Raw genomic sequence first — 17,040 nt, 5'->3', positions numbered from 1 at the left:
ACCTATATTAGTTGCACTGATTCATTTACACGTTAATCGTTATACACCTGAATACGCCATAAATCCGCCATCTACCGGAATGACTGTGCCAGTGACAAAGCCGGATTGTCTTTCATCCGCAAGCCACATCAATGTGCCAAGCAGGTCTTCCGGTTTGCCAAAGCGGCGCATGGGTGTATGAGCAATAATTTTACTGGAACGCTCCGTAGGTGAGCCGTCTGGTTGCAGTAATAGATTACGGTTCTGCTCGGTCAAGAAAAACCCGGGTGCAATAGCGTTGACACGAATACCGGATTCGGCCAGATGAACGGCGAGCCACTGCGTGAAGTTGTTAATGGCTGCCTTCGCAGCGCTGTACGCTGGAACTTTCGTCATGGGCGATGGGGCGCTCATGGAAGAAATGTTTATGACAGTAGCGGGAACATCACGCTCTATCATATGTTTTGCAAAGATCTGAGTAGGGATGAGAGAACCGACAAAATTCAGATCCATCACCTGACGAAATCCCTCTACACTTACATTGAAAAATGTAGTGACATCGCTCTTTTCCAGATCTTCCAATCTGAAAATTTCATTGGTGGTGTTGGCACTGGCGTTATTGCCACCGGCGCCATTGATCAGAATATCACATGGTCCGAGCTGTTCCAGCACCGCATCTGCCGCTGCTTGCACACTATCGGCCTGGGTTACGTCACAGGCAATAGCAATCGCTTTGCCACCGGCAGCTTCTATCGCAGATACAACTTCCTGTCCCTTGGACACCGTGCGGTTCAGGATGGCTACACTTGCACCGTGCCGAGCGAGTTCTTCCGCCATGGAGCGGCATAATACTCCAGCACCTCCGGTGATTACAGCCGTTCTGCCTTCGAGACGAGATGAGCGTTCATATTGGTGTTCACTCATGCTTTTGCCCTCCTTTGCAGGGAATCCCAGACGCCCCAGAGATACATGATCCCCAAAGCCCGGTCATAGAGTCCATAACCAGGTCGGCACTGTTCTCCCCAGAGGTGACGACCATGGTCGGGTCTTGCATAACCTTCATAACCGATATCATGATAAGCCTCAACAACCCCCGCAATATCGACACTTCCATCTTGACTGCGGTGTGACGTTTCAATAAAGTCGCCGTTTTCGTAGATTTTGACATTACGAATGTGGGCAAATGGAATCCGATCCTTGAACTCGTGTATCATCCCGATAATGTCATTATCAGCATTCGCTCCCAAAGAGCCACTGCATAGTGTCACGCTGTTGTAAGGGCTATCATAAAGATTCAAATATTTCCGAACATTCTCCTGACTTGTAATAATCTTTGGTAATCCAAAGATTGGCCATGGTGGGTCATCCGGATGGATGGCCATTCGAATCCCCAGCCGTTCGGCTGTAGGCATAATCTCTTGCAGGAAATAACGTGCGTGCTCCCACATATGATCCTCGGTTACATCCTTGTAGGCTTCGAACAGACCTGTTAAATACTGCAATCGTTCTGGTTCCCAACCTGGCATGGTGAGTGCGGAGTTTTCCGTAATGCGTCGAACGAGTTCTAGAGGTTCTATATCTGCAAGTTTACTGTGCTCATAGAAGAGGGCAGTTGAGCCATCCTCCATTTCCTTGTGCATATCCGTGCGAAGCCAGTCGAAGATTGGCATAAAGTTGTAACAGATGACCTTCACACCAACTTGAGCCAGTTTCTCCATCGTTTTAATATAATTTGCAATGTATTTATCCCTTGATGGCAGGCCCAACTTGATATCCTCATGGATGTTCACACTCTCAACGACATCCAGATGTAACCCGGCCTTGTCCGCTGCTGTTTTTACAGCGAGTATTTTGTCCATCGGCCATTCCTCGCCAGCAGGAACATCGTGCAGTGCCCACACAATACCTTCAACACCCGGAATCTGCCGGATATGATCCAGCGTTACCGTATCATTGCCTTCGCCGAACCAGCGAAAAACCATTCTCATCACGTTCACCTCATCATGAATAGTAGGAAAAAAAATTCAGTCATTGAAAATAGGACGGATATGTATCCTGCAGGACGGCCAAATCGGTGACAGTTAAATGCAAATGTTCCTGCATCAGTCGCTCTGCTGTGTCGGCATCATGCTGCTGAATGGCCTTGACCATAGACCGGTGCTGTTCAATCAGGTGATCCCACTGGTGGTCCGAGGACAGGCGTAACATGCGACTTCGATTCAAATGTACATTCATCTGCTGGATAACAGTCCAGGTGTTGCTTTTGTTGCAGCCTGCAAAAAGAGTGCTATGGAATTCCTCATCCAATTGGAACATTCGTTCATCATCCGGTTTGACCCTGCATTCCTGTTGCCAAGCAAGGTTCTGTTCAAGAGCGACCATCTGTTCGTTCGGAAAGTTCTCGCAGGCAAGCCTGATTACGGCTCGTTCGAGCTGTTCACGCATGAACCGTGCTTCCTCAACGAGATCGACCTGAATCAGAGAGACGTATGTGCCACGCTGTGGATACACTTCCAGCAGACCTTCCTGTGCAAGCCTTACAAAACTTTCTCGAACAGGTGTCCGGCTTACCTGGAACTCCAGCGAAATTTCCTTCTCAGAAATAGCTGTTCCCGGAGGCATTTTCAAACTCAAAATGAGTTGTTTCAGCGTGAAGTAAACGACATCTCGCGTTGAGTAAGATTGCTTATTATTCATGGAAGACATATTGCTCGCAACAGGCAACAAACCGGCTCTGGATGATAACTTTGGGGTATATTCCACAACTTCAACTCCTTCAATGACATACTACCATACTTGTATGGTAGTATGGAAGCGCTTTATAAGCATTATATTAAATTTAGTTGATGGTTCACTTGCAGTTCAAGTGATTAAAGAGTACAATTCAATCATTAGGTTCGAATGTTTAAACCAACAGACATCAAACAGAGAAATATACGTAGAAATAATGAAGAAGAAATAGTATAGAGGTGAAACCATGGGACAAAAAGCAATTAGCGTTTTTCAAACCTGTATTCCGTTATTTCAGGTCTTAAGTGACAACCATCGTCAATCCATTTTGCTGACACTTACCGAGAAGGGCAGAATGACGGTGAATGAAATTACCGAACAATCCAGCCTATCCCGGCCAGCCATATCTCATCATCTCAAGCTGTTGTTAGAGAAAGGGCTTATATCTGTGGAACAGAAGGGGACGCAGCGTTATTATTCGGCTTCATTGAATGCATCGGTGGAATTGCTGAAGGAACTGGTAGCTGCTTTGGAAGAAGAGTGTCTGTAGAGTAATAGTGATCCAACATGCTTTTGCATGTGTCTTATAGGTTCGTAAGTTTAAACGCTTGATCAATAATGAATAGAGGAGTATGTATATATGACAACGACGATACAGGAAGTAACCAGTCATGAAGTTGAACAGATTTTGGAGCAGCAACGACAGTTCTTTCGTTCCGGGGCCACAAGATCGGCAGAAGCTCGAATTGCACGTCTGACCCAACTGAAGCAGGCCATTCAAAAGTACGAATCCAGACTGACAGAAGCTCTCTATCAGGATTTGGGCAAAAGTGAGTTCGAATCCTACACAACCGAGATCGGATTTATGATGGACAGCATCACACACACCATTCGTAAAGTGAATAAATGGGTGAAACCCGTTAAAGTGAAAACGCAAATGGCGCTCCTGGGTTCGAAAAGTTATATCATACCCGAACCCTACGGGGCGGTTCTGATTATCGGACCGTTTAATTATCCTTTTCAACTCTTAATCGAACCATTGGTTGGTGCTATTGCAGCAGGTAACACAGCCGTGCTCAAAGCGTCAGAGAATACACCTGCGGTGTCCGCTGTTGTACGTGAAATGATTGCGAGTGTGTTCGAACCAGCATACGTACAAGTGCTTGATGGTGCAAAAGATACAACAACAGCGCTGATTAACGCGCCATTCGACTATATCTTTTTTACAGGCAGTGTACCGGTAGGCAAGATTGTGATGGAGGCAGCTGCCAAAAATCTCGTTCCCGTTACTTTAGAACTTGGAGGCAAGAGCCCTGTCATCGTGGATGAACAGGCGGATATCAAAGTAGCAGCTGAGCGCATTATATGGGGCAAACTGCTCAATACAGGACAGACCTGTATCGCACCCGATTATTTACTTGTGCATGAGCGCGTGAAGGAACCGTTAATTACGGAGATGAAAGCAGCGATCGTGTCCTTCTTCGGATCGGATATTCAGCACAATAAGGATTATGGGCGAATCGTGAACAAGGGACATTTTAAACGTCTGACGACTTTGATTGAGCGGGATCAGGCCAAAGTGATATATGGGGGAGCTTCGGATGAGGAAGATCGCTTCATTGAACCTACACTGATTGATGCGGAGTCATGGGATGCAGCAACGATGGAAGATGAGATTTTTGGACCGATTCTGCCAATCATTAGTTATCGTAACTTGGATGAAGCCATTGTAGAAATCGTAAAGCGGCCGAAACCGCTCGCCTTGTATCTGTTTACTTCCGACACCCGGGTTCAGGACAAAGTGCTGCGCGAAGTTTCTTTTGGAGGCGGCTGCATTAACGATACCATCACGCATGTAGCGAATCCACGTCTGCCGTTTGGCGGTGTTGGTCATTCTGGTGTTGGCTCGTATCATGGGCAGTACAGCTTCGAAACCTTCTCTCATCTCAAAAGTGTACTGAAAAAAAGCACCAAGTTGAATCTGCCGATTCTGTATCCACCTTATGATAACAAGCTGAAGTTGATTAAGCGTTTGTTGAAATGAAAAATAAGAAAGACAAACAGCCTGCTACTGGACTTCATTCCAGAGCAGGCTGTTCCTGTCGGTAACGGGAGGGTGACATGCCGGACCAGCGCTTGAATTGACGACTGAAATGGGCAATATCCTTATAACCAAGCATGACGGCAATATTTTGAACGGACAGCTTCGGATTGCCCAGAAGAAGCTTCGCTTCATGCAAAACCAACTGGGATAATACAGCACGTGGAGACTGACCAAACACCTGCTTGAACACGCGATTACAGTGAGAAGAACTGATGCCCAGCTCTGCTGCAATATCATCAATGCCATAGTGACCGTTGGACTCGTGTCCCTGTTTGAATTGCTGACTCATCAGGCCTTGCAATCGATTACGAATCTGGTGGGCGAGTTCGATCTTCTCGTGTCCGTCGGTAAACCATTGTGCTGCCTCTTTCGAGACCGCCTCCCACAGATGGCCAAATAGTTCAAATACCGCAGATTGAAGCTGCATACGCTGTACCATCGTATTTGCTGTTTCATCATCCGCAGATGACATTAATTTGCGCAAAACCGGCTCAATCTGCTGTGTAACCGGACTATCCGCACTGAATCGCACTTGTTTGATACGTGCCAGCAACGATAGGAACAACTGATCATCAATGTCAAAATGCATGCAAAAATACGTGAATCCCTTGCCGTTATGGCTCTGGCTGGAATGAATGCTTCCCGGAGGAATCAGGAGCAGTTCGCCAGCCTTTTGAATGTATAGGGTACCATTCACCATCATGCGTTGCTCGCCTTCCGTGACATAATTCAATTCATATTGAGGGTGCTCATGTGCCGGATAATCCCAGTCCATACCCACACTTCGTAAATGAATGGCAAACAGATTAACCGTTGTTTGCACATCTGGATAAAAAACTTCATGGACACTTTCTCCCAAAGTAGGAGGCAAATACGTTGAAGACATGGAAGATCCCCCTTCATATGAGGTTGTTCAAAAAATGTGATTTTGATTACGCACGTATATCTAATGGAATGTTTTTGTGTAACCGCTTTAATCTATTATAGTCTATGAGCTTGATTTGGGTAAATATCCGATTGATTTGATCATGGTCGGAGGTGGAACCACGTGTTAGGATGGGGCTAATGAAAACGTATGCAACCATTCTGAGAGGGGTTATGATTCATGAATACGTCCAAATCCATCTTTTATAATGCACATCACGCACCGATTGGTGCTTTTGCGAGTTTTACACTGGGTTACAAAGGAGCCAAAGGCGGGCTGGGTCTTGAACTCGGCAAGCCGGCAGACCAGAATGTATATATTGGATTACAATCTCGCGATGGCGACAATTATCAGGCGCTTCCTTTTTATGAAGCTTCCGAGGATGAGAGCAGCCGCTATGATGTAGAGAAGTTGGATAACGGGGAAACGGCGTCGACAACAGCGTCCAAAGTTCCAAAACCTCTTATTACGGCTTTTCGCGATGAAGATATTACCCGTGAATTTACCTCAGGTACGGATACGTGGACCGCTGGAGATCTGACGTTCCGTATCTACTCTCCTGTACGTCCAGTACCTGATCCAACGAATGGGGATCGTGAAGAATTAATGGATGCACTCGTACCTGCCGTATTGGTTGAGATGAGGATTGACAATACGGCAGGTCAACAACCCCGCAAAGCCTACTTTGGTTATCAGGGCAATGATCCGTACTCTGCGATGCGTCTGATTGGGGGACCGGAAGGTGGCTCCATCACAGGTGTGGGACAAGGTCGACTTACAGCGATTATGTCAGCAGATGACGGACTGTGGCCCGCACGCGGATTTACGCTGGAGAAACTGTTGCAGGAGAAACATCGGGAGAATCTGGCATTTGGACTTGGTTCAACCGCTGCACTACTGATGGAGGTTCCGGCTGGAGAGAAACGTACGTATCAATTCGCAGTATGTTTCTATCGCGGGGGCATTGTGACGACAGGAATGGACACAACGTATTGGTATACGCGGTACTTCTCCGATATTCAGGCAGCAGGAGAGTATGCACTACAACGCTTCAGTGAGTTGACCGCATCCTGTGGAGAGGTTGAACAGCGCCTTGGATCGGCTGCTTTGACCGAAGATCAATCATTCATGCTTGCTCATTCCATTCACAGCTATTATGCCAGTACTCAACTGCTGGATGCCGATGGCGAGCCACTATGGGTGGTGAACGAAGGGGAGTATCGGATGATGAACACACTTGATCTGACAGCTGATCAGTTGTACTTCGAGCTTGCCTTGAACCCATGGACGGTGCGTAATGAGCTGGAGTGGTTTGTGAAACGATACAGTTATACGGATCAGGTTCGTTTCCCGGGGGAAGAGAAGTTATATCCGGGCGGAATCACCTTTACCCATGATATTGGTGTTGCCAATGTGTTCTCACGCCCTGGACACTCGGCATATGAGCTGGTTGGCATTGACGACTGTTTCTCACAGATGAGCCACGAGGAGCTGGTGAACTGGCTCTGCTGCGCGACAGTATACATTGAACAGACACAGGATCAAGCTTTTGTGAAAAACATGTTGCCTGTTATCCAAGATTGCTTCGAAAGTATGCTTAATCGTGACCATCCCGACGCAGAGCAGCGTAACGGTCTGATGGGTCTGGATAGCAGCCGTACCCAAGGTGGAGCGGAGATTACAACTTACGACAGCCTGGATGTGTCACTTGGTCAGTCTCGCAATAATATCTATCTGGCGGGTAAATGTTGGGCGGTCTATGTTGCATTGGAGAAGCTGTTCGCAACTGAGAAGTTGGCGGATCTGTCCCATCAAGCTGGACTTCAAGCGGATCGCTGCGCTGCCAGTATTGCTGCACAGTTGACTGATGGCGGCTACATTCCAGCTGTTATTGCAGAAAATAATGATTCTCGAATCATTCCGGCGATTGAAGGTTTGGTGTTCCCGTACTTTACAGGCTGTGAAGCAGCACTGGATGTCAATGGTCGTTTTGGACCTTATCTGAAAGCACTCCAAACTCATCTGAAGACGGTTCTTGTACCGGGAACATGTCTGTTCGAAGATGGAGGCTGGAAACTGTCCTCAACAAGCAATAACTCGTGGCTGAGCAAAATCTATTTGTCCCAGTTTATCGCTAGAGAGCTGCTGGGTGTGGAATGGAATGAGACAGGCAAGGCAGCAGACGCGGCTCATGTCAACTGGCTGCTGCATCCGGAGGAATCCTACTGGTGCTGGAGTGACCAGATCCTGTCTGGTGTAGCGGTTGGCAGCAAGTACTATCCGCGTGGTGTAACGTCGATTCTATGGCTACTCGAAGGAAAAGGGAATCACCTTGGGCAGATCTATGCCAGCAAGGAGGCGGTACAATGAGCCAATCCGTCATTCAATCTGCCTTGTCAGGTCCACAGTACGATGCGTGGCTGGGGTATCACTCCGAATTGCCAGAAGCGAATGGACTTGCCCAAAAGACGGCTCCTGCATGGAGCAAACTTATACTGGCGGAAGAGAACCATGGAGTGATCACAACAGCTCTGACCGAACTTTCACGGGGACTGGAGAGGTTATATGGCGTGAAACCGTCGGTCAGTCATCTGTCTGATGCTCAGGAAAATGAACGGGACAATCTCGCTTCCGCTCCCGCAATACGAATCGGCACTTGGACAGGGAGCGATTCCGTGGCTGGGTTGTTCAGCGAGACAGAGCGTTCAACTGTTCAAGGGGAAGGGTACATCATTCGTGAGACCGAGACCGAGGGTGTACTCGTCATTGGGTCAGAGACTCCCCAAGGTGTGCTCTATGGTGCATTCCATCTGCTTCGAGAGCTGACAATGGATCAAGGAAGTGCACATGAGGCGGATGACGCTGTGAATAAGTGGAGCTTCATTACAGAACAGCCAACCAATGCGCTACGGATGATTAATCAGTGGGATAACGTGGACGGCAGCATTGAGCGTGGTTACGCAGGAGACTCCATTTTCTATGATAACGGGGAATTTACGCTGGACTTGGTACGCATCCGGGATTACGCACGTTTACTCGCTTCCACGGGCATTAATGCCATATCGATCAACAACGTTAATGTACACCGCCGTGAGAGCCTGTTTCTGACGGAACGTTATCTTAGTGATGTGGCGAAGGTTGCCGCAGAATTCAGAGCGTATGGTGTTCGATTGTTCCTGAGCGCCAACTACGCGAGTCCAATTGAGATTGGCGGATTGCGTACGGCTGACCCGCTGGATGCGCAGGTACGGGAATGGTGGAATATTCAAACGGCCAAGGTGTACGCAGCGATTCCGGATTTTGGCGGTTACCTGATCAAGGCAGACTCCGAGAATCGTCCGGGACCATTCACGTATAACCGTGATCATGCCGATGGTGCGAACATGCTGGCCGAAGCCCTTCGGCCATTCGGTGGATTGGTTATCTGGCGTTGCTTTGTCTATAACTGCAAGCAGGACTGGCGGGATCGTTCCACTGACCGTGCACGTGCAGCTTATGACCACTTTACGCCGCTGGATGGGCGTTTTGCCGAAAATGTCATTTTGCAGATCAAAAACGGGCCGATGGACTTTCAGGTGAGAGAGGCGGTATCCCCGCTGTTTGGCGCCATGGAAAATACAAATCAGGTGATTGAATTTCAGATTACACAGGAGTATACCGGGCAACAACGTCATCTCTGTTATCTGGTTCCCCAGTGGAAAGAAGTATTGGACTTTGACACATACGCTAAAGGCGAAGGTTCAGAGATCAAGCGAATCGCGGACGGTTCTCTGTATAAACGGCCATACAGTGGCTTCGCTGCAGTATCCAATATTGGTGCAGATGCCTGTTGGACAGGACATCCACTCGCGCAGGCGAATCTATATGGATACGGGAGACTGGCGTGGAATCCGGAGCTGACCGCGGAAGAGATTGCCGATGAGTGGGTGAGACTCACTTTTGGGCATGAAGACGAAGTTGTGCGGCAAGTTACGGGCATGCTTTTGACATCACTAGATATCTATGAGAATTATACGGCGCCTCTTGGTGTGGGTTGGATGGTTAACCCGGAACATCATTACGGGCCGAATGTAGATGGATACGAGTATTCCAAATGGGGAACGTATCACTTTGCCGATTGTCATGGCATTGGTGTAGATCGAACCGTGAACAGCGGTACAGGATACACTTCACAGTATCACCCTGAGAATGCTGATCGCTATGAGTCCGTAGACACCTGTCCGGATGAGCTGATCTTATTTTTCCATCACGTGCCGTACACCCATGTTCTGCATTCGGGTAAAACGGTCATTCAGCATATTTATGATACACACTTTGAAGGTGTTGCGCAGGCGGAGGCGTTAGCCGAGACATGGAGACAGCTGGAGGGCAAAATCGACCCGGTTATTTTCAGTAAAGTTGCTTCATTACAGGACAACCAGGCCGAACATGCGAAGGAATGGCGTGACATGATCAATACCTACTTCTATCGCAAGAGCGGCATTGCGGATGAACAAGGTCGAACTATCTATTGAGTGGAATTGCGGATGCAGATGAACTTGGTAATTAGGAAGAAAGAAGATACCTTGTTTTCTTTGATGTACAATAGACAGCATGGACATACATGAGGAGGAGAACCGTATGGGACAACATCAACTGCCCGAGACCATGAAAGCTGCTATCATGACAGAGCCAGGACACATTATTATTGAGGAACAACCCGTCCCGCAACCGGCAGCGGATGAGGTGTTAATCCAGGTAATGGCTGTCGGGGTATGTGGCTCGGATGTGCATTATTTTGAACATGGGCGCATTGGCAGATTTGTGGTGGAGAAACCGATCATTCTGGGTCATGAGTGTGCGGGGATCATTGCTGCTGTTGGCTCGAACGTATCACGTCTCAAAACAGGGGATCGAGTTGCTATTGAGCCTGGGGTGACTTGCGGACGTTGCTCGGCATGCAAGGAAGGTCGTTATAACCTGTGTCCGGATGTACAATTTCTAGCGACCCCTCCGGTGGATGGGGCATTTGTACAGTACATGGTGATACGTGAAGATATGGTATTCCCGATCCCGGATCATCTGTCTTATGAGGAAGCAGCTATGAACGAGCCATTCTCTGTTGGTATTCACGCTGCACGCCGCAGCAAGTTGGCTCCGGGTACAACCCTGGCGATTATGGGTATGGGTCCCGTTGGACTCATGGCTGTGGCTGCTGCCAAATCTTTCGGTGTAGAGAAGATCATTGTAACGGATCTGGAGGAAGTTAGGCTGGAAGCAGCTCGCCGCATGGGTGCCACGCATACCATTAATGTGCGGAATGAAGATGCACTGGCTGTGATTCGCGAGTTAACAGGTGGTGTGGGTGTTGATACTGCATGGGAAACAGCGGGGAATCCAAAGGCGCTACAATCTGCTCTGTATTCACTTCGACGTGGAGGAAAACTTGCGATTGTGGGCCTGCCTGCACAGGACGAGATCGCACTCAATGTTCCATTTATTGCGGACAATGAAGTTGATATCTATGGCATATTCCGTTATGCCAATACGTATCCGGCAGGAATTGAATTTCTGAGCTCCGGCCAGCATGACGTGATGTCCCTGATTACAGATCGTTATTCACTCGAAGAGACACAGCAAGCGATGGAGCGCGCATTACACAATAAGAGCGGCAGTCTGAAGGTCATGGTATATCCGAACGGTATGTAAGAACAACCTGGAAGAGTCCTGCGGTATAGGACTCTTTTTTTGTTTTTTTTGCAAAAAAAGTATGGGTCAAGATCCCATAACATGGTATAATTCATGAAGATTTTAATATATAAATGGATACACACCATATTGGTGAATAAGTACTTAGCGAAAGGAACTGAAGGTTGTGAGAGTACATGAATTTATGATACACGCTGATTTTCATCGGGATGATTTTATGTCGGTATCTTCTCAAGCGTCGCGTTTTTCCTCGGATATTATTTTGTCGTATATGGAGTCTGAGCATGAGCATCGTGTAGATGTCAAAAGCCTGCTTGGAATGGCGTTACTACCCATTCGATATGGTAGTGTTGTCAGATTACAGACAAGAGGCAGGGATGAACTGGAGGCTTTGGAGTACATGTTGAATGTACTGGAGAAAGGGACGGCGTGACACCTGATTAGGTGCAAAATCACAGATATCATATTTTTTTTAGCTATTCCTCAAAACCTGCTGGTACTTTGTCCAAAAAAAGAGTATAATAAAATGTAGTTTGATTCTAAAGAAGTACCCATATTAAAGGAGTGTAAATAGATTATGCCAAAAGTTGACATCCATCCAAAGACACAACTCGTAATTTTTTACGATGCAAGTGCTGATTTCAAATTCCTGAGTTCTTCCACGAAGTTCTCTAACGAAACTATGGAATGGGAAGACGGTAACTCTTACCCAGTAATCCGTGTGGACACTAGTTCCGCATCCCACCCGTTCTTCACTGGTAAACAAAGAAACGTGGATATCGGTGGCCGTGTTGATAAATTTAACCGTAAATACAACATCACCAAATAAGTTTGTCCATACATTACAAAAAAACCTCGGGATTTGTCCTGAGGTTTTTTTGTGTACATATTCAGGGTAAAGGCTAGTGAATTTTACTTGAAATTAATATTTGTAACTATATAAATTGAGATAAACCTTTACACAAAACGGAGAGGACAGAAAGAACCTGAAGAAGCGGAGCTAAAAGCTTTCTATGGAAAGCTACTTCGTAAGCATAAACTCGCCTTTATCCCCGGATTTAACCTTTATAGAAGGAATCAAAAAAATCTGGGGATAACAGCGATCGGAAGGTTGTTCTGTCATCGAAGTGACCAGTGTAAATATTCCTTAGTTCAATTTATATAGAAATATCAATTCATAAAAATTAATTCAACCAATTATTGCGCTTACAACACATTCGGATGTACACTAGGAAACGAGTACGAACATATTGGAGGAGGAAATAGAGATGAGTAGCATCACACATATGGTAACGTTTACACTTTACGCGGGTAAAGATACACCGGAGGCCGAAGCCTTTTTGAAGGAAAGTTCGGATGCACTGGCTGTCATTCCTGGCGTAGAGCAATTTCAGGTTCTGAAACAGGTAAGTGAGAAGAATGAGTTTGACTACAGTTTCTCGATGGTCTTTGCAGATCAGGCTGCGTATGATGCATACAACAATCACCCGGTTCACCGTCAATATGTAGAAGAGCGTTGGGAAAAGGAAGTCAGTCGCTTCCAGGAAATTGATCTCATTCAACATCATAATTAATAGTCTCCACATATAGGAAAAAAAGTTGAACTACCATATACAGCATTGAACAATGCTGTATATCTCTCTGAATAACGCGTAATTAATGAACAAAAATAACATATTTACGAAATCGTTTTCGGACAAACGAATTCAAGGAGGTTTTCGCTGTTATGCAATTGGATCTCTCAGGAAAAACGGCTCTGGTTACAGGAGCAACCGGACAGCTGGGGAGAGTCATCGCCCGCACGTTGGCAGCCTGTGGCGCCAATCTGGCTCTACATTACATAAATAATGATACCAAGGCTCGGGAGCTTCAAGGTGAGATTGAAGCACTCGGTCGTCAGGCTGTTATTGTACAGGGAGATATTACAAAGCAGGATACAGCATTTCGGATGCGTGATGAGATTCAGTCTGTCCTCGGCGGAGTGGATATCGTTGTTGCCAATGCAGTCATTCAATATGAATGGACAACGGTGTTGGAGCAGTCGCCTGAAGATTACTTGAGCCAGTTTGAATCCTGTGTCATGCAGAGTGTGTATCTTGCCAAAGCTTTCATTCCACATATGCAAGATATCAGAGCCGGTCGGTTCATTGGTATCAATACGGAATGTGCGATGCAAAATTTCGCTCATCAATCGGCCTACACCGCTGGTAAGCGTGGAATGGATGGTGTATATCGCGTGCTTGCCAAGGAGGTTGGTGAGTATCAGATTACCGTAAACCAGGTTGCACCTGGATGGACGATAAGCGAACGTGATCGGTCTAGTGAGCTTGGACATGATGAGGCATATACACGTACCGTGCCGCTGAAGCGCAGGGGTGAAGATCAGGAAATCGCCAATGCGGTAGCTTTTCTCGCTTCGGACCTGTCCTCATTTATCACAGGTGCCTATATCCCGGTAAGTGGTGGCAATGTGATGCCTGCTATCTAGTGTCTGATTTGGATTTGGGAATTCACATGAAATAACAATAAACGTAGTTTAACCGTAATCCGTTTGTCATTCGACAAGCGGATTTTTTGGAATTTTGCTAACAATGAAATAACGGTTCAAGGGGGTGTTTTTTGTTTCATATATCCAGACATACATATTGAGTTGGTTCGGTTTTCGAAAGATTGGGGTATAAGAATAGGTATATTAACCGAGTGGAAACATAATCAAAATGAGCAATTAAAGGAGACTCACCTATTATGAAAAAAACAGTCGCGGACGTTCTGGTTGAATCCTTATTGAACGCTGGCATCAAACGCATATATGGCATTGTTGGAGACTCCTTGAATGCGGTACTCGACTCCATCCGTCGATCCGGCAAGATCGAATGGATTCATGTACGTCATGAAGAAGTAGCTGCATTTGCTGCTGGGGCGGACGCTCAGGTCAGTGGAAGTATCGCTGTCTGCGCAGGTAGTAGTGGTCCTGGTAATATGCATCTGATTAATGGTCTGTATGACTGTCACCGCAATCGTGTTCCTGTACTCGCTATCGCTGCACATATCCCAAGTGACGAGATTGGCAGTGAATATTTTCAGGCGACCCATCCGGAGTATCTGTTTCAGGAATGTAGTCATTATTGTGAAGTCATTACAACAGCCAAACAGATGCCGCGTTCTCTGACGATGGCCATTCAGACAGCAGTTGCACGTTCGGGTGTGTCCGTCGTTGTATTGCCGGGGGATGTAGCAGGACTTGAAGCAGCGGATCTTCCTGTACCTGAGCATGTGTATCACGCAACCAACCCCGTGGTACATCCTTCTGAGCCGGAACTCGTTAAACTGGCGGAATATCTGAATGAAGGCAAAAAAATAACGTTGTTGTGCGGTGCAGGCTGCGCGGGCGCTCGGGAACCCCTCATGCAGCTCTGTGATCGATTGAAATCCCCGATGGTTATTGCGCTAAGAGGCAAGGAATACTTGGAATATGACAATCCCTATTCCGTGGGCCTTACGGGATTAATCGGGTATTCGTCGGGTTATCATGCGATGAGGGACTGTGATGTACTATTGATGCTGGGAACGGATTTCCCATATCGTCAATTCTATCCCGAAGATGCGAAAGTTCTTCAGGTTGACATTCAATCTTCCCATCTGGGTCGGCGCACGAAGCTGGATTACGGCGTATGTGGGGATGTGAAAGCGACCATTGAAACTTTGCTTCCTTATCTGACAGAAGAACACAGTGACAAACATTTGCGTAAAAGTGTGGATCGTTATGTGAAAGTACGCAAAGATCTGGACGAGCTGGCGGTTGGAAAACCGGGTAAAAAGCCCATTCATCCGCAGTACCTGACCAAGGTCATTAGTGATGCCGCAGCTGAAAATGCCATCTTCACCTGTGATGTCGGTACTCCGACAGTATGGGCGGCCCGTTATATCGAGATGTCTCGTAATCGCAGACTGCTCGGTTCATTCAGTCATGGTACGATGGCAAACGCTTTGCCACAGGCCATTGGCGCTCAGGTCGCTGATCCGGGCAGACAAGTCATCTCTTTGTCGGGTGATGGTGGTATTACGATGCTGATGGGTGATCTGTTGACATTGAAACAGCATAATCTGCCGATTAAAGTTGTGGTGTTTAATAATGGAGCACTCGGTTTTGTTGAGCTGGAGATGAAAGCTGCCGGATTCCTGGAATCGGGAACAGAGCTTGTCAATCCCAACTTTGCGATGGTTGCTCAAGCCATGGGCATGGAAGGTATTCGGGTTGAGGATCCGGATGAACTCGAAGGAGCTGTGCAGCGTGCGCTTCAGCATGATGGTCCTGTGTTGATTGACGTGGTGGTGAATCGTCAGGAATTGTCCTTACCTCCGAAGATTGATATCAAACAGGCGGAAGGATTCACCTTATGGATGATGAAAGCCGTGCTCAACGGACGAGGGGACGAAATTATTGAATTGGCAAAAACAAATTTGCTGCGTTAAAGTGTTTCAAAAAGCGGATATGCACCGTTTGAAGTTGTAGAGATACCGACTTAAAAAGTATTGTATATGTAAAAGAGGAGCATGCAACAAGACGTAATAGTTGTGTGCTCCTTCAATAAAAATGCTGAAAATGTGACAGGTGATATAGTATGAATACATATTATATGATTTGTTTTTATGTCGAAAGTCTATTAGAATAGGTAAAGTCAGGAAGGTTTTATGCCATTTTTGACCTACATATTGCATCATTGCATGTAAGTACGTTTCATATCGTATTCATCGATCCAATCACAAGATGACACACACACATGGAGGAGATCAACATGAGTCACGCAGGAAAAGTAGCCATTATTACTGGAGCAGGAAGTGGATTGGGCCAAGCAGCAGCATTGAAGCTGGCTGAGAAGGGTGCATCCATTGTCGTTGTGGATCTTGTCGAAGAGACAGGTCTTGAAACGGTTAAGCAGATTGAGAAGCTGGGAAGTAAAGCTATTTTTGTACAAGCAGATGTAAGTAAAGCACCTGAAGTTGAGAATTATGTGAAAAAAACAGTCGAAGAGTTCGGACGAATCGACATGTTCTTTAATAATGCAGGTATTGCAGGTCCTGGGATCAAGCTGATTGAACATACGATTGAGCAGTTTGACCAGATTATTGATATTAACCTGAGAAGTGTATTCTACGGGTTGAAGTATGTAATTACTGAAATGCTCAAAACAGGTGGAGGTTCCATTCTGAACACGGCCTCCACAGCCGGTATTGTTGGTGTACCTGCAGTTGCACCTTACGCAGCAACCAAACATGGCGTGGTGGGCTTGACGCGTACAGCTGCAATTGAATATGGCAAGGACAACATTCGTGTAAATGCGATTGCCCCAGGTACAATTGAGACGCCGATGGTCATTCAGTTCGGTAAAGACAATCCTGAAGTGTTCAAGGCAACTGTTGACAGCATTCCATCCGGACGTCTGGGCAGACCGGAAGAGATCGCGAACTTGGTTTCCTTCCTGCTTGGAGATGAAGCGCCTTATATCAATGGTGCAGTATATCCGATCGATGGTGCAGTTACGGCCCAATAAAGAGTTCTGTTTATCGGTAATAGAATAGCCGTTAAAATGGTTAAAGAGAGGCCACTGTATGC

15 protein-coding genes are annotated in these 17,040 nt (G+C 46.7%); 11 read left to right on the top strand and 4 right to left on the bottom strand.

The features are described from left to right. Window positions 1-39 precede the first annotated feature (39 nt). The 3 genes from MKY95_RS17660 to MKY95_RS17650 are packed head-to-tail and all read right to left on the bottom strand — an operon-like array spanning window position 40 to window position 2,685. Window positions 40-903 carry an SDR family oxidoreductase gene (locus tag MKY95_RS17660; protein ID WP_076317697.1) on the bottom strand — a complete coding sequence of 288 codons (864 nt, stop codon included), beginning with the start codon at window positions 901-903 and terminating at the stop codon, window positions 40-42. Continuing rightward, window positions 900-1,967, bottom strand: coding sequence for a mannonate dehydratase (gene uxuA, locus MKY95_RS17655; RefSeq protein WP_017688206.1), 1,068 nt, complete (start codon window positions 1,965-1,967; stop codon window positions 900-902). The genes MKY95_RS17660 and uxuA overlap by 4 nt, the downstream gene beginning before the upstream one ends. Window positions 1,968-2,007: 40 nt before the next feature. Then, the gene (locus MKY95_RS17650) at window positions 2,008-2,685 is read right to left on the bottom strand and encodes a GntR family transcriptional regulator (RefSeq protein WP_026081054.1); all 678 of its coding nucleotides are present in this window, start codon (window positions 2,683-2,685) and stop codon (window positions 2,008-2,010) included. 271 nt (window positions 2,686-2,956) lie between these two features. Here MKY95_RS17650 and MKY95_RS17645 point away from each other — a divergent pair, with 271 nt between their 5' ends. Both MKY95_RS17645 and MKY95_RS17640 read left to right on the top strand, forming a co-directional pair. Then, window positions 2,957-3,259, top strand: coding sequence for a metalloregulator ArsR/SmtB family transcription factor (locus MKY95_RS17645; protein ID WP_017688208.1), 303 nt, complete (start codon window positions 2,957-2,959; stop codon window positions 3,257-3,259). Between the two features lie 90 nt (window positions 3,260-3,349). Beyond that, window positions 3,350-4,753 carry an aldehyde dehydrogenase gene (locus tag MKY95_RS17640; protein ID WP_339193596.1) on the top strand — a complete coding sequence of 468 codons (1,404 nt, stop codon included), beginning with the start codon at window positions 3,350-3,352 and terminating at the stop codon, window positions 4,751-4,753. A 34-nt stretch (window positions 4,754-4,787) separates the two neighbouring features. On the opposite strand, the gene MKY95_RS17635 is transcribed toward MKY95_RS17640, so the two are convergent. Further along, complete coding sequence (locus MKY95_RS17635; RefSeq protein ID WP_339193594.1) at window positions 4,788-5,699, bottom strand: AraC family transcriptional regulator; 912 nt, start codon at window positions 5,697-5,699, stop codon at window positions 4,788-4,790. A gap of 219 nt (window positions 5,700-5,918) precedes the next feature. On the opposite strand from MKY95_RS17635, the gene MKY95_RS17630 reads away from it, so the two are divergent. The 9 genes from MKY95_RS17630 (at window position 5,919) to MKY95_RS17590 (ending at window position 16,978) form a co-directional block, all read left to right on the top strand. Further along, the gene (locus MKY95_RS17630) at window positions 5,919-8,108 is read left to right on the top strand and encodes a glycoside hydrolase family 52 protein (protein WP_339193593.1); all 2,190 of its coding nucleotides are present in this window, start codon (window positions 5,919-5,921) and stop codon (window positions 8,106-8,108) included. Then, window positions 8,105-10,252, top strand: coding sequence for an alpha-glucuronidase family glycosyl hydrolase (locus MKY95_RS17625; protein WP_051449948.1), 2,148 nt, complete (start codon window positions 8,105-8,107; stop codon window positions 10,250-10,252). Before MKY95_RS17630 ends, MKY95_RS17625 begins: the two co-directional genes overlap by 4 nt. A 106-nt stretch (window positions 10,253-10,358) precedes the next feature. Continuing rightward, a complete protein-coding gene (locus MKY95_RS17620; RefSeq protein ID WP_076250436.1) occupies window positions 10,359-11,426 on the top strand; it encodes an NAD(P)-dependent alcohol dehydrogenase in 1,068 nt (355 codons plus the stop codon). A gap of 166 nt (window positions 11,427-11,592) precedes the next feature. Continuing rightward, window positions 11,593-11,859, top strand: coding sequence for an HPr family phosphocarrier protein (locus tag MKY95_RS17615; RefSeq protein WP_339193591.1), 267 nt, complete (start codon window positions 11,593-11,595; stop codon window positions 11,857-11,859). Between the two features lie 144 nt (window positions 11,860-12,003). Further along, entirely contained in the window at window positions 12,004-12,255 is a 252-nt protein-coding gene (locus tag MKY95_RS17610; RefSeq protein ID WP_036613829.1) for a type B 50S ribosomal protein L31, read from the top strand. 439 nt (window positions 12,256-12,694) lie between these two features. Beyond that, the gene (locus MKY95_RS17605; protein WP_076317704.1) at window positions 12,695-13,000 is read left to right on the top strand and encodes a Dabb family protein; all 306 of its coding nucleotides are present in this window, start codon (window positions 12,695-12,697) and stop codon (window positions 12,998-13,000) included. Between the two features lie 152 nt (window positions 13,001-13,152). Next, the gene (locus MKY95_RS17600) at window positions 13,153-13,914 is read left to right on the top strand and encodes an SDR family oxidoreductase (RefSeq protein ID WP_339193589.1); all 762 of its coding nucleotides are present in this window, start codon (window positions 13,153-13,155) and stop codon (window positions 13,912-13,914) included. 257 nt (window positions 13,915-14,171) lie between these two features. Beyond that, a complete protein-coding gene (poxB, locus tag MKY95_RS17595; RefSeq protein ID WP_339193587.1) occupies window positions 14,172-15,899 on the top strand; it encodes a ubiquinone-dependent pyruvate dehydrogenase in 1,728 nt (575 codons plus the stop codon). 323 nt (window positions 15,900-16,222) lie between these two features. Beyond that, window positions 16,223-16,978 (top strand): glucose 1-dehydrogenase, encoded by a 756-nt coding sequence (locus tag MKY95_RS17590; protein ID WP_076250445.1) that lies wholly within the window; start codon window positions 16,223-16,225, stop codon window positions 16,976-16,978. Window positions 16,979-17,040: the final 62 nt, after the last annotated feature.

The sequence above is a fragment of the Paenibacillus sp. FSL P4-0176 genome, assembly GCF_037975265.1.
Taxonomy (GTDB): domain Bacteria; phylum Bacillota; class Bacilli; order Paenibacillales; family Paenibacillaceae; genus Paenibacillus; species Paenibacillus amylolyticus.
This window is presented reverse-complemented; position numbering and strand designations above follow the sequence as displayed.